Consider the following 25,577-nt stretch of genomic DNA (forward strand, 5'->3'; position numbering starts at 1 on the left):
TCGCTGAACGTCGTCTCGACCGCGATACGGGTGCCGGCCTGCAGCAGCGGGTCGCTGCGCAGTGCCAGCGCCACCTGGTGGGTGAAGTCGATGCCCTGCCCCTCCGGCCCGCCACCTCCCGTGGGTGGGTGGAGGAAGGTGCGTGGGGGCGCGCCCTGCCCCTCATCTGCCGCAACGGTGATCAGCCACGACGGCGAGGGTCCGGCAGCATCGACGACGGCAGACGAATCCTTCCCACCCACCCACGGGAGGGGGCGGACCGTAGGACGGAGTCTGGAGGGCCGCACCCGCAGCCGAACAGCCCCGCGCAGCGGCAACAGCCCGCCGCGTGGGGGCACCTCCCACGCCGTTCAGGCAGTGGGGGAGCAACGGCGACCAACCCCCACGGCGGGACAGCCGACAACGTCGGCAAACTATCCCTCGGAGAGATACCTCTCCACCGTCTCCACCTTCGACGTCAGTCCGTCCTTCACTCCGGGACGGATATCGGCCTTGAGGACCAGCGAGACCCGGCCGCAGCGGGCCTCGACGGCCGCGACCGCGCGCTTGACGACGTCCATGACCTCGTCCCATTCGCCTTCGACGGAGGTGAACATCGCGTCCGTACGGTTGGGCAGCCCCGAGTCGCGGACGACCCGGACCGCGTCGGCGACGTACTCACCAACGTCCTCGCCGACGCCCAGCGGGCTCACGGAGAAGGCGACGATCATGCGTTCACGACGCCTTCCTTGCGGGCCCGGGCGGCGATCACGCCGGCCTCCTCCTCGCGCTTGAGGACCCGGTCCCCGTAGAGGCCGCCGAAGGGCACGATCGCCAGCAGGAAGAAGAAGGCCACGCGCTTGAAGGACCACTTGGTGCGGTTCCACACATCGAGCAGCAGCACCACGTAGGTGAGGAAGAGCAGGCCGTGGATCAGGCCGAGCGGCATCACCAGGGAGTCGTAGTCGAAGGCCAGACGGAAGCCGGTACCGAAGATCAGCAGCGCCGGGAAGGAGATCGCCTCGGGAATGGAGGCCAGGCGAAGGCGGTGCAGGGCGGCGGCGGTCTTGATGTCCACGGGAACCTCGTTCGGGTGGCGGGCGAGGAGCTCGCTTGTGCAGGAGTTCACAAGCGTCGTCCCATTGTTACAGCCGCCCCGGTGATCGCCGCGCGCGGGGCTGCCGGAGCGCGCCCCGGACCGGGTGTCCGGGAGATCTCAGGGCGACGTCAGGGGCGAAGAGTCTCCCTCGCGCAGTCCGGGCCGACTACCGTCTGACGCGTGGCTCAGTTTCGGCTCCAGGGGAGCAAGGTGCTCGCCGTCGATATGACCGGCGACGCCGTCAAGGCGAAAAACGGCGCGATGGTCGCATACGACGGCCAGATGTCGTTCAAGAAGATGACCGGCGGCGGCGAGGGGCTGCGCGGCATGGTCACCCGCCGGCTGACCGGTGAGCAGATGGCCGTGATGGAGGTGAAGGGCCACGGCACGTGCTACTTCGCGGATCGCGCGAGCGAGATCAGCCTGGTGCAGCTGCGCGGCGAGAAGCTGTTCGTGGAGGCCAGCAATTTGCTGTGCACGGAGGCCTCGCTGCATACGGGCACGACGTTCACGGGCCTGCGCGGCGCCTCGCAGGGCAACGGCCTGTTCACCACGACGGTCGAGGGCAGCGGCCAGGCGGCGCTCACCTCCCACGGACCGGCGGTGGTGCTGCGGGTCACCAAGCAGTACCCCCTCCAGGTCGACCCGGGCGCGTATGTCGCGCACACCGGCGACCTCAAGCAGCACTTCCAGTCCGGTGTGAACTTCCGCAGTTTCCTAGGGGAGGGCTCCGGCGAGGCCTTCCAGATCCGCTTCGAGGGCGAGGGCCTGGTGTACGTACAGCCCAGCGAGCGCAACACCGTGGGCGGTGAGGTCTGATGCCGTTCACGGCGCTCAACTCCCGCATGGTGGAGGCCAGGATCGGGCCCGGCCAGCGGATGTTCAGCCAGCGCGGGGCGATGCTCGCCTACCGCGGCGAGGTCAGCTTCACCCCCAACATCCAGGGCGGCCAGGGCGGCGTCGGCTCGATGATCGGCCGCCGGATCGCCGGCGAGGCCACGCCCCTGATGACCGTAGAAGGCAGCGGCACCGTGATGTTCGGCCACGGCGGCCATCATGTCCAGGTCGTCGATCTGACGGGCGAGACGCTGTACGTCGAGGCCGACCGGCTGCTGGCCTTCGACGGCTCGCTCCAGCAGGGCACGATGTTCATGGGCTCGCAGGGCGGGGTGATGGGCATGGTGCGCGGCCAGGTCACCGGCCAGGGCCTGTTCACCACGACCCTCAAGGGGGTCGGCTCGGCCGCGGTGATGGCCCACGGCGGCGTCATCGAGCTGCCGATCACGCCCCAGCGCCCGGTCCATGTCGACCCGCAGGCCTATGTCGCCCACCGCGGCGACGTCCGCAACAAACTGTCCACGGCGCTCGGCTGGCGCGACATGGTCGGCCGCGGCTCGGGCGAGGCCTTCCAGCTGGAGCTGTCGGGTCAGGGCACCGTCTACGTCCAGGCGTCGGAGGAGAAGCTGTGACCGGTCCCGTCGTCCACGACGTCCACTCGCTCCCCGCCGACGACAACGTCAGTCCGTATGCCTTCAGCGTCGATCTGAACGGCCAGTGGTTCCTGCAGAAGGGGAAGATGATCGCCTACTACGGGCGGATCGACTTCCACGGCATCGGGCACGGCCGGCTGGACCGGCTGATCGCCGGAAGTTTTCATTCGCCACTGCACGCCGCGGACTGGGTCGTTGCCGAGGGCCAGGGAAAGATGCTGCTCGCGGACCGTGCCTTCGATGTGAACTCCTTCGATCTGGATGAGGGCAACCTCACTATTCGCTCGGGCAACTTGCTCGCGTTTCAGCCATCTCTGTCGCTGAAGCAGTCGATCATCCCGGGCTTCCTCACCCTCATCGGGACGGGCAAGTTCGTGGCCGCGTCCAACGGGCCGGTGGTCTTCATGGAGCCGCCGCTGCGGGTGGACCCGCAGGCGCTCGTCGGCTGGGCGGACTGCCCCTCCCCCTGCCACCACTACGACCACCAGTACCTGCGGGGATTCCTGGGCGGGCTGCGGGCGCACACCGGCATCGGCGGGGCCTCGGGCGAGGAGCACCAGTTCGAGTTCGTCGGCGCCGGCACGGTCCTGCTGCAGTCGACGGAGCAGCTGATGCCGGAGCTGGCGACCGGCGCGGTGCCGACGGAGGCGGGAGTTCCGGGCGGCGGCGGGCACGGTCCGCACGGCGGCGGGCAGGCCCCGCAAAGTGGCTCACAACTGCCCCAACTGCCCGGCAACCTCGGGAGCCTCCAACGCCGCTTCGGGCTGTGAGCGGTAGTCTGCGGACCGTGACGTCGAACGTCTGCCCCCACCCGACCCCAGCCGACCGGCGGCGCCACCCCTCAGCGCGATTAATTCAGTATTCAACTTTTACGGATAGAATTCATCCATGACGACCGACAGCGACACCCCCTGGCTGACCGACCAGGAGCAGCGTGCCTGGCGCACTCATCTGGACGTCAGCAGACTGCTGATGCACCAACTCGAGCGCGATCTCCAGCCGTTCGGGCTGACGAACAACGACTACGAGATCCTGGTCAACCTCTCCGAGGCCGAGGACCACCGGCTCCGGATGAGCGACCTGGCCGCCAGCACCCTGCAGTCCAAAAGCCGTCTCTCCCACCAGATCACGCGGATGGAGAACGCCGGTCTGGTGCGCCGCGAGAGCTGCGAGTCGGACCGTCGTGGCCTGTACGCCGTGCTGACGGAGGAGGGCTGGGACACCATGCGCCGGGTCGCCCCGCACCATGTCGCCTCGGTCCGCAAGCACTTCATCGACCTCTTCACCGCCGAGGACCTCGAAGCGCTGCGCACCTCGCTCACCCCCGTGGCCGAACACCTCCGCTCGCACCGCGGCGGTCTGTGAGCCGATGCCGCGGCCCCGCCGGGGGGCCGCGGCGCCGGCTCAGTCGGCCAGCGGCAGCCGCAGTTCGAACACCGATCCCTCGCGCACGGCCAGTGAGCCGCCGTGCCGTACCGCGACGTCCCGCGCGATGGCCAGCCCCAGCCCGGCCCCGCCGTCGTCCCGCGCCCGCGCGTCGTCGAGCCGTACGAACCGCTCGAAGATCCGCTCCCGCTGGTCCGCCGGCACCCCGGGCCCGTCGTCCTCGACCCGCAGCACCGCCCACTCCCCCGTGCGCACCACCGCCACCCGCACGGACGCGGCCGCATGGCGCTGCGCATTGTCCAGCAGATTGCCCAGCACTCGCGCCAACTGGCTCCGGGACCCGGCCACTTCCGCCCCCGCCAGCTCGCCCACCTGCACCGGGATCCGGTCCCCGACCCGCTGCGAGCTCTCCTCGCGCACCATCGCCGCCAGATCGACCCGGGTGTCGGCCGGCCGCTCCCCCGCGTCCAGCCGGGCCAGCAGCAGCAGATCCGCCGCCAGCCGCTGCAGCCGTACGGTATCGGCCACCGCGCCCGGTACGTCCAGCAAGTCCGGGTGCGCCACGGCCACTTCCAGCTGGGTGCGCAGGCTCGCGATCGGGCTGCGCAGCTCGTGCGAGGCGTCCGCGACGAAGCGCCGCTGCCGCTCGACGCTGGTCTCCAGCGCGGCGAGCGTCTCATTGGTCGTACGCGCCAGCCGGGCGATCTCGTCCCGCGCCGGCGGCTCCGGCACCCGCCGCGACAGGTCCGTGCTCGCCGTGATCTCCGCCATCTCCGCGCGGATCCCCTCCACCGGACGCAGCGCCCGCCGGGTCACCAGCCAGGTCACGCCCGCCACCACCACGAGCAGCAGCGGCAGCCCGATCAGCATGGCGTCGCGCACCGAGGCGACGGCGTCCCGCTCCGGCGCCAGCGGGGAGCCCGCCCGCACCGTGGCCTGCTTCCCCTGGACGTCCTTGGCCTCGACCACCGCGAAGCGGTAGTCGGCGACCGTGCCGCCGACGTCCGCCGTCCCGTCCTGGTGGTGCACGTCCTCATCGACCTCACCGGGCCTGAGCCCGGTCGCGTCGTCGTCATCGTCGCCGTCGTCGTCCTCCGGCGGCTGCGCCGAGGCGGCCGCCCCGGCACCCTGCCCCGGGCCCGTGACGGGCTTGCGGTCGATCGCCCGCACCTCCTCGCCCACCGCCAGCACCCGGCCGTCCTCGTCGGTGACCACCACCGGATGCTCGTCGCCGTCCGGCAGATCGAGCTTCGCGTACGCGGTGCCCGTGGCGATCTGCGAGGCGACCTCGCGGGCCGCGACCTCGGACTCCAGACCGGCCTGCTCCTGCAGATTGCCGCGCAGCACCAGCAGCACCGCGACGCCGGCCGCGATCAGCGCCAGCGCCACCACCGTGGTCGCCCCGGCCGCCGCCCTGGCCCGTACGGAGCCCAGCACCCTAGCCACCGGCCACCAGCCGGTACCCCGCGCCGCGCACCGTCACGATGTGCCCGGCGCCCAGCTTGCGCCGCAGCGCGCTGACGTAGACCTCGATGATGTTGACGTCGCCCTCGTACGCGAAGTCCCAGACGTGCTCCAGGATCTCCGCCTTGGAGACCACCTCGCCCGAGCGCACGGCCAGCTGCTCCAGCACGGCGAACTCCTTCGTGGTCAGCGCCACTTCCACACCGTCCCGCTCGACCCGGCGCGCCCCCTGGTCGATGGCGAGCGCCCCCAGCCGCAGCACGGGCTGCGCACTGCGCCCGCGCCGCCGCAGCAGCGCCTTCACCCGTGCCACCAGCACCACGTACGAGAACGGCTTGGTCAGATAGTCGTCGGCGCCGGTGTCCAGCCCCTCGGCCTCGTCGTACTCGCCGTCCTTGGCGGTGAGCATCAGGATCGGCACCTCGTTGCCGGCCGCGCGCAGCGCCGCGCAGACGTGGTAGCCGTTCATGCCCGGCAGCATGATGTCGAGCACGATCAGGTCGTAGCCGCCCTCACCCGCCCGGTGCAGTCCCTCCCGGCCGTCGTGCACCACGTCGACCGCGTACCCCTCGGCCATCAGGCCCTTCGCCAGCGACAGGGCCAGCCGCTTCTCGTCCTCCACGATCAACAGGCGCATACCCGTACCTTGCCAGGCCGATCCTGAAGACCCCTTCAGGTGGCTTCAGCTCCCCTTCAGCTTCGCCCGGCCATGGTGGTGGCACAGCGTTCGCAGAGCGCTGGCACAGCCGATCTCAGGGGAGAAGAACATGAAGCGCCACCTCGTCATCGCCACCGCCGCCGCGGCCGCCCTGGTCGCCGGGGGCACGGTCACCGCCGTCGCGGTCAACAACGACAGCGGCCCCGGCAGCGTCCGGTCCGGCGCGCAGACCTCGGCGCAGCAGACCTCGGCGCAGCAGGCCCAGCAGTCCAGCATCCAGCTGCGGGACGCGGACGACGACGGCCGGGAGGAGGCCCGCGAGGCCGGCGCCGCCAAGGTGACCGCTCCGCAGGCCGCGGCCGCCGCCCTGAAGGCCGTCCCCGGCACCGTGACGAGCCTCGACCTGGACACCGACCGGCCCGGCCTGGTCTGGGACGCGGACGTTCTGGGCAAGGACGGCAAGTGGCACGAGCTCACGCTCGACGCGGGCACCGCGCGAGTGCTGAACCAGCACATCGAGCGGGGCGACGACGACGATCACGCCCGGGAGCAGGCCGCGCTCAAGGGCGCGCGGACCGACGCCGCCTCCGCCGCCCGCAGCGCCGCCGCGCACGGCACGGTGACCTCCGTCGAGCTGGACGGCGACCACCGGTCCCGGGCCGTCTGGGAGGTGGAGACCGTCACCAAGGACGGCAAGGAGCACCAGCTGCTGGTCGACCCGCAGACCGGCAAGGTGAGCGCCGCCCCGGCGCACGACGCGGACGACGACGACAACGACGGCGCGGACGACTGAGGACCGTGCGCGGCTGACGGAGCCCGACGTGGCCGGGGGCGCGTGGCGCCCCCGGTCCCGCACGCGCCGGGGCAAGTCAGCCCCCGTTCGTCACCCCGTCCACCAGCTCGTCCGCGGCGCGGTACGGATCCGTCTCGCCGGCCACGATGCGCTCGGCGAGGGCCTCCAGACGGCGGTCCCCCCTCAGGTCCCCGATCCGCTCGCGCAGCGCGGTCACCGCGATGGCCTCGACCTCGTGGGCGGCACGGGCGCGGCGCCGTTCGGCCAGCACACCGCGCTCCTCCATCCAGGCGCGGTGCTTCTCCAGGGCCTCGACGACCTCGTCGACGCCCTCGGCGCGGGCCGCGACCGTCTTGACGATCGGGGGGCGCCAGTCCCCGGGCGCCCGGGACTCGCCCAGCCCCAGCATGTGGTTGAGCTCCCGGGCGGTGGCGTCGGCACCGTCCCGGTCGGCCTTGTTGACGACATAGACATCGCCGATCTCCAGGATTCCGGCCTTCGCGGCCTGGATCCCGTCGCCCATGCCGGGCGCGAGCAGCACCACGCTGGTGTCGGCCTGCGAGGCGATCTCCACCTCGGACTGCCCGACGCCGACCGTCTCGACGAGGATCACCTCGCAGCCGGCCCCGTCCAGGACCCGGATCGCCTGCGGTGCCGCCCAGGCCAGGCCGCCCAGGTGGCCGCGGGTGGCCATCGAGCGGATGTAGACACCGGGGTCGGAGGCGTGCTCGCTCATCCGCACCCGGTCGCCGAGCAGCGCGCCCCCGGAGAACGGCGAGGACGGGTCGACGGCGAGGACGCCGACCCGTTTGCCCGCCTTGCGGTACGCCGTCACCAGGGCGGAGGTGGTGGTGGACTTCCCGACGCCGGGTGAGCCGGTCAGCCCGACCACGTAGGCGTTGCCGGTGAGCGGCGCCAGCGCGGCCATCACCTCGCGCAGCTCCGGCGCCGCCCCCTCCACAAGGGAGATCAGCCGGGCCACCGCCCTGGGCCGGCCCTGCCGTGCCTGCTCCACCAGCTGGGGGACGTCCACCATCGCTGCCCGTCTCCTTCGGCTCGCTCGTCCGCGTCCGGCCCGCCCGTACGCGCTTACTTACCCGGTACGCGAATGATCAGCGCGTCACCCTGGCCACCGCCACCGCACAGCGCGGCGGCACCCACACCACCGCCCCGCCGGCGCAGTTCGAGGGCGAGGTGCAGCACGATGCGGGCGCCGGACATGCCGATCGGGTGGCCCAGGGCAATCGCACCGCCGTTGACATTCACCTTTTCCGGGGATACCCCGAGGTCCTTCATTGACTGCACGGCGACGGCCGCGAAGGCCTCGTTGATCTCGATCAGGTCAAGATCGCCGACGGTGAGGCCCTCCTTGCCCAGCGCGTGGTTGATGGCGTTGGAGGGCTGCGACTGCAGCGAGTTGTCCGGGCCCGCGACATTGCCGTGCGCGCCGATCTCCGCGATCCACTCCAGGCCCAGCTCCTCGGCCTTCGCCTTGCTCATCACGACGACGGCGGCCGCGCCGTCCGAGATCTGCGAGGAGGTGCCGGCGGTGATCGTGCCGTCCTTGGCGAACGCGGGGCGCAGCTTGCCCAGCGACTCCGCCGTGGTCTCCGCGCGGATCCCCTCGTCCTTGCTGAAGACGACCGGCTCGCCCTTGCGCTGCGGGATCTCCACGGGGGTGATCTCGGCCTCGAACAGCCCGTTCTTCTGGGCGGCGGCGGCCCGCTGGTGGGAGAGCGCGGCGATCTCGTCCTGCTCCGGGCGGGCGATGCCCAGCCGGGTGTTGTGCTTCTCGGTCGACTCGCCCATGGCGATGTTCTCGAAGGCGTCGGTCAGGCCGTCGTGGGCCATCGCGTCGAGCATCTCGACGGCGCCGTACTTGAAGCCCTCACGGGACTTGGGCAGCACGTGCGGGGCGTTGGTCATGGACTCCTGGCCGCCCGCGACGATGACGTCGAACTCGCCGGCGCGGATGAGCTGGTCGGCCAGCGCGATGGCGTCGAGGCCCGAGAGACAGACCTTGTTGACGGTCAGCGCGGGGACGTTCATGGGGATGCCGGCCTTGACGGCCGCCTGGCGCGCCGGGATCTGTCCCGCCCCGGCCTGCAGCACCTGGCCCATGATCACGTACTGCACCTGGTCGCCGCCGATGCCCGCCCGGTCCAGCGCCGCCTTGATGGCGACACCGCCCAGGTCGGCGCCGGAGAAGGTCCGCAGGGATCCCAGGAGCCGCCCCATGGGGGTACGGGCGCCTGCCACGATGACTGATGTGGTGCCGTTCGTGCCGTTGCTTTCAGACATGCGATGCGGCCTTCCTTTGCCGGGAAGTTAACGAGGGTTCCCGTCAATGTACTGAGCGGTACGCGCCGGGTCACCGGCAAGCAAGTGTGATCGCGCGCACGTTGCGTAACCAGCCATGCGAGGGGTGCACTGGAGCCATGCTGACGCGCATCGACCACATCGGGATCGCCTGTTTCGACCTCGACAAGACTGTCGAGTTCTACCGTGCCACGTACGGCTTCGAGGTGTTCCACTCCGAGGTCAACGAGGAGCAGGGCGTCCGGGAAGCCATGCTCAAGATCAATGAGACCTCGGACGGCGGGGCCTCGTACCTGCAGCTGCTGGAGCCCACCCGCGAGGACTCCGCAGTGGGCAAATGGCTGGCCAAGAACGGTGAGGGCGTCCACCACATCGCCTTCGGCACCGCGGACGTCGACACCGACTCCGAGGCCATCCGCGACAAGGGCGTAAGGGTCCTCTACGACGAGCCCAGGACGGGTTCGATGGGGTCGCGGATCACCTTCCTGCACCCCAAGGACTGCCACGGCGTGCTCACCGAACTCGTCACCGCCGCGCCCCCTGCCGCGACGGACCACTGACCTTCACGTTCCCCGGCCGGTAGAGTGCAGCCTCGGCCGGGGTACGGGAGTGGGGCTCGGCCCATACTCTGCCGATGATCTGACACCATTTCTTCGGAAGGGTCAGCTCCAATGGGCGCGAGTCCGTACGACGTGACGTGTACGGGTCGACCGCCGCAGTACCGGAGCCGGCCGCCACCATGACCAGGGGACGGATGGGACCGCGCAGTGCGGGGCAACGACCGCTACGAGGCTGACGACCACCTCTCGCAGTTCGAAGCCGAGATGGAGCGGCTGAAGACCGAGCGGGACAAGGCCGTCCAGCACGCCGACGACCTCGGCTACCAGGTCGAGGTGCTGCGCGCCAAGCTGCATGAGGCGCGCCGCAACCTCGCGACCCGCCCTGCCTACGACAACATCAGTCACCAGGCCGAACAGCTGCTGCGCAATGCGCAGATCCAGGCGGACCAGCTGCGCTCGGACGCCGAGCGCGAGCTGCGCGAGGCGCGGGCGCAGACCCAGCGGCTGCTCCAGGAGCAGGCCGAGCGGCAGTCCCGGCTGGAGGCCGAGCTGCACGCCGAGGCGGTCAGCCGCCGCCAGCGCCTCGACGAGGAGCTCAACGAGCGCCGGCAGACCGTCGAATCGCATGTCAACGAGAACGTCGCCTGGGCCGAACAGCTGCGCGCCCGTACGGAGTCGCAGGCCCGCCGGCTGATGGAGGAGTCCCGGGCGGAGGCCGAGCAGTCGCTGGCGTCCGCGCGGGCCGAGGCGCAGCGGCTGGTCGAGCGGGCCCGGGAGCGGCTCGGCACCGAGGCCGAAGAGGCCCGCGCCGAAGCGGAATCCATCCTGCGCCGGGCGCGTACGGATGCCGAGCGGCTGCTGAACGCCGCCTCCAACCAGGCCCAGGAGGCCACCGACCAGGCCGAGCAGCTGCGCACCAGCGCCGGCACCGACGCCGAGGAGGCGCGCCGGCAGGCCGCCGAGCTGACCCGCACCGCCGAGGCCCGCGTCCAGGAGGCGGACACGGCGCTGCGCGAGGCGCGCGCCGAGGCGGAGAAGCTGGTCGAGGAGGCGCAGCAGAGCGCCACCAAGCGGCTGTCGGCGACCGAGTCGGAGAACGAGCAGCGCACCCGTACGGCCAAGGCGGAGATCGCCCGGCTGGTCGGTGAGGCCACCAAGGAGGCCGAGGCCCTCAAGGCGGAGGCCGAGCAGCTGCGCGCGGACGCCCGTACGGAGGCCGAGCGGCTGGTCGCCGAGGCGCAGGAGTCCGCGCGGTCGAAGGCCGCGGAGGACTCCGCCGCGCAGCTGGCGAAGGCCGCGCGTACCGCCGAGGAGGTGCTGACCAAGGCCTCCGAGGACGCCAAGGCCACCACCAAGGCGGCCGCCGAGGAGGCCGAACGGCTGCGCAGGGAGGCCGAGTCCGAGGCCGACCGGCTGCGCGAGGAGGCGCATGACACCGCGGCGCAGCTCAAGGGCGCGGCGAAGGACGACACCAAGGAGTACCGCGCCAAGACCGTCGAACTCCAGGAGGAGGCGCGGCGGCTGCGCGGTGAGGCGGAGCAGCTGCGCGCCGACGCGGTCGCCGAGGGCGAGCGGATCCGCAGCGAGGCCCGCCGGGAGGCGGTCCAGCAGATCGAGGAGGCGGCCGGTACCGCCGAGGACCTGCTGGCCAAGGCCAAGTCGGACGCCGAGGAGACCCGTTCGGGTGCCGTCGCGGAGAGCGAGCGGGTGCGGACGGAGGCCATCGAGCGGGCCACGGCGCTGCGCCGGCAGGCCGAGGACGCGCTGGAGCGGGCCCGTAAGGAAGCCGAACAGCTGCTGACCGAGGGCGCCGAGGCCGCGGAGCTGGTGACCGACGAGGCCGAGCAGGCCGCGGCGCGGCTGCGCGCGGAGGCCGAGGAGGCCGCCGAGGAGCGGCGCACCGAGGCGCAGGCGGAGCTGGACCGGCTGCGCGGCGAGGCGGAGGACAAGGTCGCCGCCGCCGAGGAGTCGCTGCGCGAGGCCCGCGCGGAGGCGGAGCGGCTGCGCCGGGAGACCCAGGAGGAGGCGGCCCGGCTCAAGGCGGAGGCCGCGGAGCGGCGCCGGACGCTGCAGCAGGAGGCCGAGGAGGAGGCCGAGCGGCTGCGCGGTGAGGCCGCCGCGGACGCCTCGGCGGCGCGTTCCGAGAGCGAGTCGGTCGCAGCGAGGCTGCGCAGTGAGGCCGCGGCCGAGGCCGAGCGGCTGAAGGCGGACGCCCAGGAGACCGCGGACCGGGTGCGCGCGGAGGCGGCGGCCGCCGCCGAGCGCACGGGTACGGAGGCGGCGCAGGCGCTGGCCGCGGCCCAGGAGGAGGCCGCGCGGCGGCGCCGGGAGGCCGAACAGCTGCTGGGCGAGGCCCGCGAGGAGGCCCATCAGGAGCGCACGGCCGCCCGCGAGCAGAGCGAGGAGCTGCTGGCGTCGGCCCGTACGCGGGTGAGCGAGGCGCAGGCGGAGGCCGAGCGGCTGGTCGAGGAGGCGGACCGGCGCGCGGCCGAGCTGGTGGCGGCGGCCGAGCAGACCGCGCAGCAGGTGCGGGAGTCGGTCGCGGGGCTGCACGAGCAGGCCGCCGAGGAGATCGCCGGGCTGCGTTCGGCGGCCGAGCACTCCGCCGAGCGCACCAAGTCGGAGGCGCAGGAGGAGGCGGACCGGGTCCGTACGGACGCCTACGACGAGCGCGAGCGCGCCTCGCAGGACGCGGCGCGGATCCGGCGCGAGGCGCAGGAGGCGTCGGAGGCCGCGAAGGCCCTGGCGGAGCGGGCGGTCTCGGAGGCGATCGAGGAGGCCGAGCGGCTGCGCGCGGAGGCCGCCGGTGTGCTGGACGAGGCGCGCCGGGAGGCCGACACGGCGCGGGCGGAGGCCGCCGAGCAGGCCGAGCATCTGGTGGCGGAGGCGACCGCACGGGCCGAGAAGCTGGTCGGGGACGCGGCGGCGAAGGCACAGCAGCTGCGTACGGACGCCTCGGACGCGCTGGCGGCCGGCGAGCAGGACGCGGCGCGGGCCCGCGCGGAGGCGCGGGACGACGCGAACCGTATGCGCTCGGACGCCGCGGAGCAGGCCGACCGGCTGATCACCGAGGCCCGCACGGAGGCCGAACGGATCGTCACCGACGCCACCGAGCTGACGTCTTCGGCGCAGGACGACGCGGACCGTACGGTCCAGGAGGCCGAGCAGGCCGCCGAGCGGCTGCGCACGGAGGGCGAGCAGCAGGCGCGGACCCTGGTGGCGGAGGCGACCGAGGCGGCGCAGCGGCTGCGGGCCGAGGCGGCCGAGGTGCTGGAGAGTGCGCGCAAGGACGCCGAGCAGACCGGCGACGAGGCGCGCAAGGCGGCCAACAAGACGCGTTCGGACGCCGCGGAGCAGGCCGACGAGCTGATCTCGGAGGCCGCCACCGAGGCGGAGCGGCTGCGCAAGGAGGCGGCCAAGACCGCCGCCGACGCCGAGCGGGACGCGGACCGTACCCGGGCCGACGCCCGCGAGCAGGCCGACCGGACGGTCGCGACGGCCACCGCGGAGGCGGACCGGCTGCGGGCGGAGGCGGCCGAGACGGTCACCGCCGCGCAGGAGCACGCCAACCGCACCCGCAGCGAGTCCGCGAAGATCAAGGAGGACGCCGAGGCGGTCGCCGAGCAGACCCTGGGCGAGGCCCAGCAGGAGGCGGACCGGCTGCTCGACGAGGCCCGTAAGGACGCCGCCAAGCGCCGCGGGGACGCCGCCGAGCAGGCCGACCAGCTCGTCGCCAAGGCGCAGGAGGAGGCGCTGAAGGCGGCCACCGCCGCCGAGGAGCAGGCCGACACGATGGTCGGGGCGGCCCGCAAGGAGGCCGACCGGATCGTCACCGAGGCGACGGCCGACGGCAACGCGCGGGTCGAGAAGGCCCGAACGGACGCCAACTCGCTGCTGGAGGAGGCCCGCGGGGACGCCACGGCCATAAGGGAGCGCGCCGAGGAGCTGCGTCAGCGGATCGAGTCCGAGGTCGAGGAGCTGCACGAGCGGGCCCGCCGGGAGTCGGCGGAGACGATGAAGAACGCCGGCGAGCGGGTCGACAAGCTCATCGCGCAGGCCACGGCCCAGCAGGTGGAGGCCGAGGAGAAGGCCGACCGGATGATGGCGGACGCGAACAGCGAGGCGAGCAAGGTCCGGATCGCGGCGGTGAAGAAGGCCGAGGGCCTGATCAAGGAGGCCGAGAACAAGAAGGGCGAGGCGGTGCGCGACGCGGAGCGGATGCGCGCAGAGGCCAAGGAGGAGGCCGCCCGCATCGTGGACGAGGGCAAGCGGGAGCTGGAGGTCCTGGTGCGCCGGCGCGAGGACATCAACGCCGAAATCTCCCGTGTTCAGGACGTTCTGGAAGCCCTGGAGTCGTTCGAGACGCCCGGTGGGGGCGCGGAGGGGAAGACCAACGGGGTGAAAGCGGGCGCGGGCGCCGGGGCAACTCGTTCGAGTGGCAAGCCCTCTGAAGGGTAGCCACTCAAATGAGGGGTCATTCTCCAGATCAAACGGGCAATGACTCGATGACACGCCGTTGTGACCCCTAGGATTCTCCTTATCACCTCACCGGTCTCTTCGACAGGAACCCCATGAGCGACACTTCCTCCCCCTTCGGCTTCGAGCTCGTGCGGCGTGGGTACGACCGCGGTCAGGTGGACGACCGCATCACGAAGCTCGTCGCCGACCGCGACAGCGCGCTGGCCCGCATCACGTCGCTGGAAAAGCGGATCGAGGAGCTGCACCTCGAAACGCAGAACGCCCAGGCGCAGGTCAATGACGCCGAACCGTCCTACGCGGGCCTCGGTGCGCGCGTGGAGAAGATCCTCCGTCTCGCCGAGGAGGAGGCGAAGGATCTGCGCGAGGAGGCCCGGCGGGCCGCCGAGCAGCACCGTGAGCTGGCCGAGTCGGCCGCCCAGCAGGTCCGCAACGACGCGGAGCAGTTCGCCGCCGAGCGCAAGGCGAAGGCGGAGGACGAGGGCGCCCGGATCGTCGAGAAGGCCAAGGGCGAGGCGTCCACGCTGCGTGCCGAGGCGCAGAAGGACGCGCAGTCCAAGCGCGAGGAGGCGGACTCCCTCTTCGAGGAGACCCGCGCCAAGGCCGCCCAGGCCGCCGCGGACTTCGAGACCAACCTCGCCAAGCGCCGGGAGCAGTCCGAGCGCGACCTGGCCTCGCGTCAGGCCAAGGCCGAGAAGCGGCTCGCGGAGATCGAGCACCGCGCCGAGCAGCTCCGCCTGGAGGCCGAGAAGCTGCGTACGGACGCCGAGCGCCGGGCCCGCCAGACGGTGGAGACCGCGCAGCGCCAGGCCGAGGACATCGTGGCGGACGCCAACGCCAAGGCGGATCGTATCCGCAGCGAATCCGAGCGCGAGCTGGCCGCCCTGACCAACCGCCGCGACTCGATCAACGCCCAGCTCACCAACGTCCGCGAGATGCTGGCGACGCTGACCGGCGCGGCGGTGGCCGCGGCCGGCGCCCCCGGTGCCGACGACGAGGTCACCCGCGGCGTCCCGGCCCAGCAGACCCGCTGAGCGTCCACAGGTTTCACCACTCCCCCGTACGACCGCGCCCCCGTACCGCCCGCTGAGGCGGTGACGGGGGCGCGGTCGTACGGGGGGTCAGCCGGGCGGCCCCGCCCCGGTGGCAGCGGCCCCAGCCGGCGCCTAGCGTCCTGTACATGATCGAGCTGGAGGGGCTGACCAAGCATTTCGGGGACACGGTCGCCGTGGACCACCTCACCTTCACGGTTCGCCCCGGTATCGTCACCGGCTTCCTCGGGCCCAACGGCGCAGGCAAGTCGACGACCATGCGGATGATGCTCGATCTGGACCTGCCCACCTCCGGGACGGTCCGGATCGACGGCAAGCACTACCGCCAGCTGCGGGACCCGCTGACGTACGTCGGCGCGCTGCTGGAGGCGAAGGCGGTCCACGGCGGCCGGAGCGCCGCCAACCATCTGCTGTGTCTGGCGCAGAGCAACGGCCTCCCGCGCGCCCGGGTCGCCGAGGTGCTGGACGCGGTGGGGCTCAGCTCGGTCGCCGGGAAGCGCGCGAAGGGGTTCTCGCTCGGTATGGGGCAGCGGCTGGGCATCGCCGCGGCGCTGCTCGGCGACCCGCAGGTGCTGCTCTTCGACGAGCCGGTCAACGGCCTCGACCCCGAGGGCATCCACTGGATCCGCAACCTGATGAAGAGCCTGGCGGCCCAGGGCCGTACGGTCTTCGTCTCCTCCCACCTGATGAGCGAGATGGCGCTGACCGCCGACCACTTGGTGGTCATCGGCCAGGGCCGCCTGCTGGCGGACACCTCCATGAAGGACTTCATCCACCAGAACTCGCGGTCGTACGTCCGGCTGCGGACCCCGGACCGGGAGAAGGCGCTCGATGTGCTGCGGGCCGAGGGCATCCACGCGGTGTCGGTCGGCGACGGCTCACTGGAGATCGACGGGGTGCCCGCCGAACGGATCGGCGAACTGGCCGCCTCGCACCGCATGGTCCTGCATGAGCTGAGCCCCCAGCAGGCGTCCCTGGAGGAGGCGTTCATGCGGCTGACGGCCGGGTCGGTGGAGTACCACGCGCACGACGGCGCGCCGATGGCGGCACCGGGCCCGCCCCCGCGGACCCCGCAGCCGGACCGGGCGGGGCCGGACGGCTGGGGCGCGGACTGGCAGAAGAAGAGGAGCTGACGGATGGCGGCGGTCGGACAGGTCATCCGGTCGGAGTGGACCAAGATCAGGTCGGTGCGGTCGACGGTGTGGACGCTGGGCGTCGCCGTCGTCGTCACCCTCGCGCTGGGCGTGCTGATCTGCACGCTGGCCGGCAACGACGCCGGCTCGCTGCCGGCCAGGGACCGGCTGTCGTTCGACGCCACCAATGTGAGCTTCGCCGGGATGGGGCTGGGCCAGCTCGCGATGATCGTCTTCGGTGTGCTGGTGGTCTCGAACGAGTACAGCACCGGCATGATCCGCGCCTCGCTCGCCGCCGTACCGCAGCGCGGCACCTTCCTGTTCTGCAAGCTGCTGGTGGCCACCGCGCTGGTCTTCGTCGTCGGCCTGGCGACCGGCTTCGCCGCGTTCTTCGCCGGACAGGCGGCGCTGGGCGACCTGCGCGCGCACCTCGGTGACCCCGGGGTGCTGCGCGCGGTGATCGGCGCCGGGCTCTATATGGCGCTGATCGCGCTGTTCTCGATGGCGGTGGCCACGATGCTGCGCAGCCCCATGCTCTCGCTGGGCATCCTGATGCCGTTCTTCTTCCTGATCTCCAACATCCTCGGCAATGTCTCCGCGACCCGGAAGGTCGGCCGCTTCCTGCCGGACCAGGCGGGCCGGAAGATCATGCAGGTGGTGCCCACCGCCGACCACGATGTGCCGTACGGCCCGTGGGGCGGACTCGGCATCATGGTGGCCTGGACGGCGGCCGCCCTGATCGGCGGATACGTCCTCCTGAAGCGGCGCGACGCCTGACCGCCGGCACCGCACCACGGGAATTGACGGGAACCGTCAACGCCCGGATAGCCTCCTAACCCTCACGGGGGTACGAGAGCACCTCTGCCCCGACCATCTCGCGAGGGGCGGAGAATGATCGAGGCAGTCGGCCTGACGAAGCGCTACGGCGCCAAGACGGCCGTGTACAACCTGTCGTTCCAGGTGCGGCCGGGTTCGGTGACCGGCTTCCTGGGGCCCAACGGCTCCGGCAAGTCGACGACCATGCGCATGATCCTGGGCCTGGACGCGCCGACCTCCGGGCACGCCACCATCGCCGGCCGTCCCTTCCGCAGCCTCCCCAACGCCCCTCGCCAGGTGGGCGCGCTGCTCGACGCCAAGGCCGTGCACGGCGGCCGCAGCGCGCGCCAGCACCTGCTCTCGCTCGCCCAGCTCTCCGGCATCCCGGCCCGCCGGGTCGACGAGGTGCTCGGCGTGGTGGGTCTGCAGGACGTCGCGGGCAGGCGCTCCAAGGGCTTCTCGCTCGGTATGGGCCAGCGCCTGGGCATCGCCGCGGCGCTGCTCGGCGACCCGCAGGTGCTGCTCTTCGACGAGCCGGTCAACGGCCTCGACCCCGAGGGCATCCTGTGGGTGCGCAACCTGATGAAGCAGCTGGCGGCCGAGGGCCGTACGGTCTTCGTCTCCTCCCACCTGATGAGCGAAATGGCGCTGACCGCCGACCACTTGATCGTGATCGGCCGCGGCCAGCTGCTGGCGGACATGTCGGTCAAGGACTTCATCTCGGCCAACTCCGCCGATTTCGCCCGGGTCCGTACCCCGGACACCGAGCCGGAGCAGCGCGAGAAGCTGACCGCCACGATCGGCGAGGCGGGCGGCCAGGCCACGCCGGAGCCGGACGGCGCGCTGCGGGTCACCGGGCTGCCGCTCCCCCGGATCAGCGATCTCGCACACGAGGCCGGAGTCCGGCTCTGGGAGCTGTCGCCGCACCAGGCGTCCCTGGAGGAGGCGTACATGCGGATGACGCAGGGCGCCGTGGACTACCGGTCGACCCACGATCCGCGCTCCGGCCTGCAGGAGGCCCCCGCCGGATACGCCCCGCAGGGCGGCGCACCGCAGGGGTACGGGGGCGGCCCCGGCCATCCGGCCGGTCAGCCCGGGGTTCCCGGTCAGGGCCAGCCCAACCCGTACGCCCAGCAGGCTCCGTACGGCCAGGCACCCGCCGCGGCTCCGGGGGCGGGCTATCCGCCGCCGGCCCAGGGTCACCCGTACGGGGCACCCGCGCCGTACGGTGCGCCCCACCCGTACGGGCAGCAGCCCGCCGCACACCCCGCGCCGGCCGGCGCCCCCGCAGACCTCTCCACGCCGCAGAACGAGGACGCCCGATGACCAGCCCTCAGCAGCCGCAGCCCCAGCCGCAGCCTGAGCACGGACCGCACGACACCGGTGCACCGCAGCAGCCGATGCCGCCCGCGCCGCCGATGCCGCCCACCGCGCCGCCGGCCGCACCGCCCCAGCCGCAGGGCCTGCCGGAGCAGCAGCCCGGCCGGCAGCCGGCGCCGGAGCAGCCCGCGCCCGCCAAGGAGGCCGGCACGATGATGCTCCAGGCCCAGCCCGCGCCCGGTCAGCCCGCGCCCGCCAAGGAAGCGGGCACGATGATGCTCCAGGCCCAGCCCGCGCCCGAGCAGCCCGCTCCCGGCCGGCCCGCCCCGGCCAAGGAGGCCGGCACGATGATGCTCCAGGCCCAGCCGATGCCCGAGCCGCAGCCGCTCGCGGCACACGGTCCGGGCAAGGAGGCGGGCACGATGATGCTCCAGGCGCAGCCCCCGGCCCAGGCTCCCGCCCAGCCCCCGGTCCAGACGGCACAGCCGCCGGCCCACGTGCAGCCCCAGCCCGCTTACGCCGGCCCGGGCGGCGGCTATGTCTCGCCCATCCCTGTGCGCCCCACCCACCTCGGCCATGCGCTGGCCTCCGAGTGGACGAAGATCCGCTCGGTGCGCTCGACGATCTGGACGCTGGGCGTGATGCTGCTGCTGATCGTCGGCATCGGCCTGCTGGCGACCCTCGCCGCGGGCTCGGAGCGCGAGATGAACCCGCTGCTCGGCGTCGGCTTCGTCGGCGTACTGCTCGGCAGCCTGTGCGTGATCACCCTGGGAGTGCTCTCGATCTCCTCGGAGTACGGCACCGGCATGATCCGTACGACGCTGACCGCCTGCCCCGGCCGCGCCCGCGTACTGACCGCGAAGGCGCTGGTGTTCTTCGCCCTGGCGCTGGTGATCACGACGGTCGCCACCACCCTGGTGGCGCTGCTCGACTCCGCGATGCTCAACGGCCCCGCGCCGACCACCGACCAGTGGGTGCGCGCCACTCTCGGCGCCGGTCTCTACGTGGCGCTGCTCGGTCTGCTGGCGCTGGCCGTCGGCACGCTGCTGCGGCACTCCGCCGGTGCCATCAGCACCATGATGGGCGTGGTGCTGCTGCCGATGCTGCTGGCGCTGTTCCTGCAGGGCGAGAGCGTCAAGGAGATCCAGCAGGCGCTGATCGAGTACTCGGTGCCCAGCGCGCTGGCGACGCTCTACGACATTCCCTTCCTCAGCACCGGCCCGACCGGCTGGACCCCCGTGTGGATCCTCGCCGGGGTGACCGCGGTGGCCCTGGGCGGCGCCTACGCGGCCATCGCCCAGCGCGACGTCTGAGGCCCGCGCCACGCACTCAAGCGCCTAGGGGACAGGCCTAGTACCTGGGCGCGTTCCTGGACCGCTGGAGCCGCGCGCTCCGGCGGTCCCGTGCGTTCCAGCACGCCTTGTGCCAGTGCCGGCGGTCGTCGACGTCGCCGTGCCGCGGCCAGGCGACGACGTGCGGGACCCCGGGCGGGATCTCCTGGTCGCAGCCGGGGCAGCGGTAGTGCTTGGCCGCGCCGCCGCCCCCGACCTGCCGCACGGCCCAGTCCTCGCCGCGCCACTCCTCGGTCTGTTCCAGGCCGTAGCGGTCGCCGCCCGCGCGGTCGATGGGCTTCGCACCGCCGTGCTGGCGGTTTCGACGCGGTGACACAGAACACCTCGGGATGATTTACGGGGTCACGGGCTGTCACCAGCGTACGCGGCGCCACCGCGGGCAGAAGCCCCTCGGCGGGATTCTGCGATCATCGGGAAATTCCGCGCCAGGCCGTGCCCTTGGCACGTGTCAGCCGTTGTTGCCTGTAAGGGGGGAGTCGCGTCGGCTGCGAGGAGGCAGAGAGCGATGCGCGTTGGGGCTTTCATCCTGGCCGCTCAATTCCCCGGTCAGGGACAGGGGGAAGCACTGCACCGCGCGGTGCGCTCCGCGGAGGTCGCGGAGGAGGCCGGGCTCGACGACGTCTGGCTGGCGGAACACCACTTCGTACCGTACGGCGTCTGCCCGAGCGCGGCGACCCTGGCCGCGCTGCTGCTGGGACGCACCCGCCGGATCGGCGTCGGCACGGCTGTGAGCGTACTGCCCACCCAGCATCCCGTGGCGCTCGGCGAGCAGGCCGCGCTGCTGCACCTCACCTCCGACGGCCGCTTCACGCTCGGCGTCGGCCGCGGCGGCCCGTGGGTGGACCTGGAGGTCTTCGGCGCCGGCCTCGCGGCGTACGACCACGGCTTCCCCGAGTCGCTCGACCTGCTGCTGCGCTGGCTGCGCGAGCCCCGGGTCGGCGCGCAGGGTGAGCGCTACGCCTTCCGGGAGGTGCCGGTGGTGCCGCGGCCGGACCAGGCGCTGGGCGATCCGGACGATCCGTGCGCCGGGCCCTCGGGCCCGCCCGTGCTGGTGGCCTGCACCTCCCCCGCGTCCGTGCGGATGGCCGCCGAGCGCGGGCTGCCGATGCTGCTGGGCATGCACTGCGGCGACGAGGAGAAGGCGGACATGGTCCGGCTGTGGCGGGCCGCCGCGCGGGAGGCCGGCCGCGACGGCGACGAGATCGCCGCGGCCGCGCACGTCTCGGCGGGCGTGGTGCAGATCGCCGATGGCCGCGCGGCCGCGACGGAGACCCTGACGAAGGCGATGCCCGGCTGGCTGCGGCAGGGCCTGGGCGCGCATGTGACGGTCGACGGCCGCTATCGCGCGATGCGCGATCCGCTGGCCTATACAGAGCTGCTGTGCCGGCTGCACCCTGTGGGCCCGCCGGGGCTGTGCGTCGACCGGCTGGCGGCGACCTCGGAGCGTACGGGCATCACGCGCTTCGCGCTGCTGGTCGAGGGCTCCGGCGATCTCGCGGCGACGGAGGAGAACGTCCGCCGGCTGGGCACGGAGGTCCGGCCGCAGCTGGGCTGAGCCCGCACGGTGCGGTGGGGCGGCGTACGGCGGGCGGTGCGCGGATGCCGCGGTCACCGTCCGGCCTCGCGGTGGTGCTGCCGCTGGCACACCGTTGAGGGGCGCGCCCAACCCCTCGTACGCAGCGGCAGCAACTCCGGTCAGCAGTCGCGGAGTTCGGGCGACTGGTTCAGCAGCTGGCCCCGGATCGAGGTGAATCGGGCCAGGCGGTCGTCCACCGCCGGGTCGAGCGGGAAGACCGCGACCCGGTGGCAGTTCTGGAAGGCGAGCCGCACACCGAAGTGGCGCTCGAGCGAACCACGGATGGCGTCACTCGCCAGCGCGCGCAGCAGCTGGCCGCGCGCCTGCTCGTCCGGCGGCGGCGTCTGATTGTCGGCGAACTGTCCGCCGTCCACCTTCAGCTGTGCCACCAGAGAGCTGATCATCTCCCAGGCATAGGGCAGGGAGTTCCGGACGCAGTCGACAAATGCGGCTTCGTCGACCTCGCCTCGCTCGGCCTGTTCGAGGAGGGCCGGTGAGACGTCGAGCGACATGAGGTTCTCCTCTCGCGGACCCGCCGGGACGGGCGGGGCCTCAGGGAAGGGACAAGGGGTTTCGCGACACAGCGTGTTCGCCTCACGACCCCCTGCTTCAACGGTATGCCGCGCAAGAGGCCCGCACCAGGAGATTGCACATACAACCGGCCAATGGCGAACGCCTGGGGTGCGGGGATTTCCCCCGTAAAAGCACCGTGGTCCAGGGCGAATCGCGTAGCGGGCCTCCGGTCGAGTAGCGTGACGCACCATGCGTCTCGTCATCGCCCGCTGCTCCGTGGACTACGCGGGCCGGCTCACCGCCCATCTGCCCTCCGCGCCTCGCCTCATCCTGGTGAAGGCGGACGGCTCCGTCTCCATTCACGCGGATGACCGCGCCTACAAACCCCTTAACTGGATGTCCCCGCCCTGCACTCTCAAGGAGGGCGACGGGGACGTGTGGACGGTGGAGAACAAGGGCGGCGAGAAGCTCATCATCACCCTTGAGGAGGTCATGCACGACTCCTCGCACGAGCTCGGCGTCGACCCGGGGCTCATCAAGGACGGTGTGGAGGCCCACCTCCAGGAGCTGCTCGCGGACCGGATCGAAACCCTCGGTGAGGGCTACTCGCTGATTCGGCGTGAATACCCCACTGCCATTGGCCCGGTGGATATCTTGTGCCGGGACGCTGATAACCAGACCGTGGCGGTCGAGATCAAGCGGCGTGGTGAGATCGACGGAGTCGAGCAGCTCACCCGCTATCTCGAACTCCTCAACCGCGACCCGCACCTGGCCCCGGTGAAGGGCGTCTTCGCGGCTCAGGAAATCAAGCCGCAGGCGCGGGTGCTGGCCACCGACCGCGGTATCGGCTGTGTCGTACTGGACTACGACGCGCTGCGCGGCATCGAGGACGACAAGCTCCGGCTGTTCTGACCCCGCCGGCTCCCGGCACACACCAGCGCAACGGCCCGGTCACCTGCGTACCGGGCCGTTGCGCTGCGTCGTACCGGGTGTCAGGCGGTCGGGGTGCTCCCCGTGCCCGAGGGGCTGCCCGCGCCGTCCGAGGGCGCGGACGCGGCGGACGAGCCGCTGCCGGAGGGGCTGCTGCTGCCCGAGGCGGCGGAGCTCTCCGAGGGGGTCTCGGACGTCGGGTCGCCCGTGGGCTCGGTCGGGGTGGGGTCGGTCGGCTCGCCGGTGGGCTCGGTCGGCGTCGGACCGGTCGGCTCGTCGGTCGGCGGGTGCGTGGGCGGGGTCGGCCGCACGGTGGGCCTGGTGGGCTGCCCGGTCGGCTCACTCGGGTCGGTGCTGGGATCCGTCGGCTCGGTGCCCGGGCCGGTCGGCGAGGTGCTGGTCGCGGGGCCGCTGGTCGACGGCGACGGGGTGCCGGAGCGTTCCTTGCCGCCGGGCCGGGTGGCGCCCGGCCCGGTGGACGGCCGGTCGGAGCCGTTGCCGGGCTCCTCGGCGGGCAGCTCCGGGCTGTCGCCGTCGTCCGTGGTCTGCTCCGTGGTGACCTTGTCGTCGTGGTTGTCGTCGCCGCCCGAGGTCGCGCCGAGGGTGACGACGGTGCCGAGGACGGCCACCAGCAGCGCGCCGGCGCCCGCGGCCACGAGGTTGCGGCGGGCCCCGCCGAACACCCGCTTGACGCCCTTGGCGGTGCCGCTGCCCGCGGCGGCCGGGACGGCCGCGGTGGCGGCGGTGGCGGCGGTCGGCGCGGCGCCCTGGGCGAGCGGCGTCGGTGCGGTCGTCCCCTCGGCGGAGAGCCGCAGCTTGGCGGTCGACACGGCGTCGGGCGACGCGGCGGCCGGCTCCTTCGGCGCGGCCGGCGGCCGTACCCCGGCGCCGGGTGCGGTGGCCTGCGGGACGACCGCGGTCGCCGCCGAGGCGGCCCGCGCCCGGTCGGTGACCAGGGCCAGCGCCCGCCGTCCCGCCACCGCACCGTTGCGGTCGGAGAGCACGCCGCGCAGCCCTATGGACGCCTCCAGCTCGGCGCGCGCCCGGTCGAGGCTGCCGGTGCACAGCGCCAGCACACCCAGCTCGTGGTGGAAGTAGGCCTCTTCGGCGACCTCGCCGGCCAGCCGCGCGGCCTCCTGGCCGTGCCGCAGGGCGCGCTCCCAGGCGCTCCAGTGCAGCGCGGAGGCGAACGCGGGAGCGGCCGTACGGGCCAGCAGCACCGCGGCGCTGGCGTGGCCGCCCTCGCGGCTGCCGGTCAGCACGCCCATCGCGGCCAGCACCACATCGGCCTCGGCGGCGGCCCGTTCGGGGGTGACCGAGGGGTGCCCGGCCCACCAGGCGTAGTGCTGGGCGACGGTGTGTGCCCGCGCGGCGGAGCCCTCGGCGTAGCCGGCGGCGGTCAGCTGGTCCTGGACGGTCGCGGCGAGCCGGTAGTGGCCGGCCGCGGGGGTGAGCAGGCCGCAGGCCAGCAGCTCGCCGAGGGCGGCGTCGGCGTGGGTGTCCTGGGTGAGGGCCGGCAGATGCGCCTGGTGCGGCAGCTCCCCGCCGAGCGCGACGGCGAAGCGCAGCGTCTCCTGGGCCACGGCGCTCAGCCGCGAGGCGAGCAGCGGGGCGGGCGCGGCGGCCTCGCCGAGCGACGGCAGCGGCACCTCGGGGCGCTCCTCGCCCCCGGCGGCGTCCGGCTCCCGGTCCTCCGCGGGGAACAGGCCGTAGCCGTCCTCAAGGGCGCCGGGCCGGTTCTGCATCCGGTCGCGCTGCCGCAGCAGGGCGGCGGCCTGCACGAACCGCAGCGGCAGCCCCTCGGACTCGAACCACAGGTCGGCGGCCCAGGCCGCCTCGTCCTCGGTCAGCGGCCGGTCCAGCGCGCGCTCCAGCATGCGTACGCAGCCGGTGCGGCCGATGCCGCCGAGGAAGACCTCTTCGAGGTGCGAGCCGGCGCTGGGGGCCGCGACGTCGGGGGTGGCGGCGATCAGGAAGGCGCATTCGGGGGTGGCGTCGAGCAGCTCGTCGAGCGCGGCGCCGCCGAATTCCAGGTCGTCCAGGACGACGATCGCGCCGATCTCGGCGGCCATCCGCAGCAGCTCGGGCCGGTCCGGGCGGTGCCGGGGCGCCCGGTGGACCGCGGCGAACAGCGCGTGGAGGACATCGGTGGCGGTGCGGTGGTAGCCGGAGAGCCGGACCACGCCGTCCGGGGCGAGGCCTTCGCAGGCCGTGGCGACGGCGTCCAGCAGCCGGGTGCGGCCGGCGCCCGAGGGGCCGGTGACGCGTACGGAGCGGCCGCGGGAGAGCAGCCGGACCAGGCGCTCGGTGTCCTCGGTGCGCTCTTCGAGCGGGGCGTCGTGCGCGGTGGCTCCGGGCGGGCCCGGGGGCAGCGGGGGCGCGGCGGCGCGGGCGGCTGCGGCGCGCTCCTGCGGGTCGAGCTTGCCGGGGGCCGAGGGGCGCTCTCCGGGCGGGCAGGGTTCTATCTCGCTGCCGTCGACGGGGTTGACGGTGACGAGGTAGGGGCCCGAGACGAGCCGGACGACGCGGGCGAGCCCGCCGGAGCCGCCCTGTGCGCCGCCCGCCGCGGGGGCCGGCGGCTCGGCAGGGCTGCCCTGCTCGCCGTACTCCTCGGGTCCCCGGTGGGTGTTCGGGTCCATGCTGCAAGCTCCCAGGTGCATC

At 73.0% G+C, this 25,577-nt stretch carries 23 protein-coding genes and 1 pseudogene; 14 read left to right on the forward strand and 10 right to left on the reverse strand.

Annotated features, from left to right (window positions below):
* The 3 genes and pseudogenes from ACWD6P_RS08190 to ACWD6P_RS08200 form a co-directional block, all read right to left on the reverse strand.
* Positions 1-242 (reverse strand): annotated as a pseudogene (locus ACWD6P_RS08190) (hypothetical protein); the annotation flags it as partial.
* A 171-nt stretch (positions 243-413) separates the two neighbouring features.
* Positions 414-710, reverse strand: coding sequence for an MTH1187 family thiamine-binding protein (locus ACWD6P_RS08195; protein ID WP_451443218.1), 297 nt, complete (start codon positions 708-710; stop codon positions 414-416).
* A complete protein-coding gene (locus tag ACWD6P_RS08200) occupies positions 707-1,057 on the reverse strand; it encodes a DUF3817 domain-containing protein (protein WP_451443219.1) in 351 nt (116 codons plus the stop codon). Before ACWD6P_RS08200 ends, ACWD6P_RS08195 begins: the two co-directional genes overlap by 4 nt.
* Positions 1,058-1,258: 201 nt before the next feature.
* Between ACWD6P_RS08200 and ACWD6P_RS08205 the strand changes: the two genes are divergently transcribed.
* The 4 genes from ACWD6P_RS08205 (at position 1,259) to ACWD6P_RS08220 (ending at position 3,933) form a co-directional block, all read left to right on the forward strand.
* Positions 1,259-1,897 carry an AIM24 family protein gene (locus ACWD6P_RS08205; protein WP_451443220.1) on the forward strand — a complete coding sequence of 213 codons (639 nt, stop codon included), beginning with the start codon at positions 1,259-1,261 and terminating at the stop codon, positions 1,895-1,897.
* On the forward strand, positions 1,897-2,547 hold the full coding sequence (locus tag ACWD6P_RS08210; protein WP_384488130.1) for an AIM24 family protein: 651 nt from the start codon (positions 1,897-1,899) through the stop codon (positions 2,545-2,547). Before ACWD6P_RS08205 ends, ACWD6P_RS08210 begins: the two co-directional genes overlap by 1 nt.
* Complete coding sequence (locus ACWD6P_RS08215; protein ID WP_451443221.1) at positions 2,544-3,338, forward strand: AIM24 family protein; 795 nt, start codon at positions 2,544-2,546, stop codon at positions 3,336-3,338. Before ACWD6P_RS08210 ends, ACWD6P_RS08215 begins: the two co-directional genes overlap by 4 nt.
* A 118-nt stretch (positions 3,339-3,456) precedes the next feature.
* Positions 3,457-3,933 carry a MarR family winged helix-turn-helix transcriptional regulator gene (locus ACWD6P_RS08220; RefSeq protein WP_451443222.1) on the forward strand — a complete coding sequence of 159 codons (477 nt, stop codon included), beginning with the start codon at positions 3,457-3,459 and terminating at the stop codon, positions 3,931-3,933.
* A 39-nt stretch (positions 3,934-3,972) separates the two neighbouring features.
* Here ACWD6P_RS08220 and ACWD6P_RS08225 read toward each other — a convergent pair whose 3' ends face one another.
* A complete protein-coding gene (locus tag ACWD6P_RS08225) occupies positions 3,973-5,388 on the reverse strand; it encodes a sensor histidine kinase (RefSeq protein WP_451443342.1) in 1,416 nt (471 codons plus the stop codon).
* A 4-nt stretch (positions 5,389-5,392) separates the two neighbouring features.
* On the reverse strand, positions 5,393-6,055 hold the full coding sequence (locus ACWD6P_RS08230; protein ID WP_451443223.1) for a response regulator transcription factor: 663 nt from the start codon (positions 6,053-6,055) through the stop codon (positions 5,393-5,395).
* 130 nt (positions 6,056-6,185) lie between these two features.
* Here ACWD6P_RS08230 and ACWD6P_RS08235 point away from each other — a divergent pair, with 130 nt between their 5' ends.
* Positions 6,186-6,869, forward strand: a complete 684-nt coding sequence (locus ACWD6P_RS08235; protein ID WP_451443224.1) for a PepSY domain-containing protein — start codon at positions 6,186-6,188, stop codon at positions 6,867-6,869.
* Between the two features lie 76 nt (positions 6,870-6,945).
* Here the strand turns inward: ACWD6P_RS08235 and meaB are convergent, their stop codons facing one another.
* Both meaB and ACWD6P_RS08245 read right to left on the reverse strand, forming a co-directional pair.
* Positions 6,946-7,905: a methylmalonyl Co-A mutase-associated GTPase MeaB gene (gene meaB, locus ACWD6P_RS08240; protein WP_451443225.1), complete on the reverse strand. Its 960-nt coding sequence runs from the start codon at positions 7,903-7,905 to the stop codon at positions 6,946-6,948.
* A gap of 53 nt (positions 7,906-7,958) precedes the next feature.
* Positions 7,959-9,170 (reverse strand): acetyl-CoA C-acetyltransferase, encoded by a 1,212-nt coding sequence (locus ACWD6P_RS08245; RefSeq protein ID WP_451443226.1) that lies wholly within the window; start codon positions 9,168-9,170, stop codon positions 7,959-7,961.
* A gap of 137 nt (positions 9,171-9,307) precedes the next feature.
* Here ACWD6P_RS08245 and mce point away from each other — a divergent pair, with 137 nt between their 5' ends.
* The 7 genes from mce to ACWD6P_RS08280 all read left to right on the forward strand — a co-directional run bounded on the left by mce (position 9,308) and on the right by ACWD6P_RS08280 (position 19,858).
* Complete coding sequence (gene mce / locus ACWD6P_RS08250; protein WP_451443227.1) at positions 9,308-9,748, forward strand: methylmalonyl-CoA epimerase; 441 nt, start codon at positions 9,308-9,310, stop codon at positions 9,746-9,748.
* A 207-nt stretch (positions 9,749-9,955) separates the two neighbouring features.
* The gene (gene scy / locus ACWD6P_RS08255; protein WP_451443228.1) at positions 9,956-14,206 is read left to right on the forward strand and encodes a polarized growth protein Scy; all 4,251 of its coding nucleotides are present in this window, start codon (positions 9,956-9,958) and stop codon (positions 14,204-14,206) included.
* A 113-nt stretch (positions 14,207-14,319) separates the two neighbouring features.
* Positions 14,320-15,258 (forward strand): cellulose-binding protein, encoded by a 939-nt coding sequence (locus ACWD6P_RS08260; RefSeq protein WP_451443229.1) that lies wholly within the window; start codon positions 14,320-14,322, stop codon positions 15,256-15,258.
* Between the two features lie 146 nt (positions 15,259-15,404).
* Complete coding sequence (locus ACWD6P_RS08265) at positions 15,405-16,409, forward strand: ABC transporter ATP-binding protein (RefSeq protein WP_451443230.1); 1,005 nt, start codon at positions 15,405-15,407, stop codon at positions 16,407-16,409.
* Between the two features lie 3 nt (positions 16,410-16,412).
* On the forward strand, positions 16,413-17,186 hold the full coding sequence (locus ACWD6P_RS08270) for an ABC transporter permease (protein ID WP_451443231.1): 774 nt from the start codon (positions 16,413-16,415) through the stop codon (positions 17,184-17,186).
* Between the two features lie 114 nt (positions 17,187-17,300).
* Entirely contained in the window at positions 17,301-18,551 is a 1,251-nt protein-coding gene (locus tag ACWD6P_RS08275; protein ID WP_451443232.1) for an ABC transporter ATP-binding protein, read from the forward strand.
* A gap of 419 nt (positions 18,552-18,970) precedes the next feature.
* A complete protein-coding gene (locus ACWD6P_RS08280; protein WP_451443343.1) occupies positions 18,971-19,858 on the forward strand; it encodes an ABC transporter permease in 888 nt (295 codons plus the stop codon).
* Between the two features lie 37 nt (positions 19,859-19,895).
* Here ACWD6P_RS08280 and ACWD6P_RS08285 read toward each other — a convergent pair whose 3' ends face one another.
* Entirely contained in the window at positions 19,896-20,213 is a 318-nt protein-coding gene (locus ACWD6P_RS08285) for an ATP/GTP-binding protein (protein WP_451443233.1), read from the reverse strand.
* Positions 20,214-20,402: 189 nt separating this feature from the next.
* Here ACWD6P_RS08285 and ACWD6P_RS08290 point away from each other — a divergent pair, with 189 nt between their 5' ends.
* Positions 20,403-21,452 carry an LLM class flavin-dependent oxidoreductase gene (locus ACWD6P_RS08290; RefSeq protein ID WP_451443234.1) on the forward strand — a complete coding sequence of 350 codons (1,050 nt, stop codon included), beginning with the start codon at positions 20,403-20,405 and terminating at the stop codon, positions 21,450-21,452.
* A gap of 140 nt (positions 21,453-21,592) precedes the next feature.
* Here ACWD6P_RS08290 and ACWD6P_RS08295 read toward each other — a convergent pair whose 3' ends face one another.
* On the reverse strand, positions 21,593-21,985 hold the full coding sequence (locus ACWD6P_RS08295; RefSeq protein WP_451443235.1) for an SCO5389 family protein: 393 nt from the start codon (positions 21,983-21,985) through the stop codon (positions 21,593-21,595).
* A 250-nt stretch (positions 21,986-22,235) separates the two neighbouring features.
* Between ACWD6P_RS08295 and nucS the strand changes: the two genes are divergently transcribed.
* The gene (nucS, locus tag ACWD6P_RS08300) at positions 22,236-22,898 is read left to right on the forward strand and encodes an endonuclease NucS (protein WP_018087371.1); all 663 of its coding nucleotides are present in this window, start codon (positions 22,236-22,238) and stop codon (positions 22,896-22,898) included.
* A gap of 80 nt (positions 22,899-22,978) precedes the next feature.
* Here nucS and ACWD6P_RS08305 read toward each other — a convergent pair whose 3' ends face one another.
* Entirely contained in the window at positions 22,979-25,555 is a 2,577-nt protein-coding gene (locus ACWD6P_RS08305; protein WP_451443236.1) for an ATP-binding protein, read from the reverse strand.
* Positions 25,556-25,577: the final 22 nt, after the last annotated feature.

The sequence above is a fragment of the Streptomyces sp. NPDC002446 genome (genome assembly GCF_053595675.1).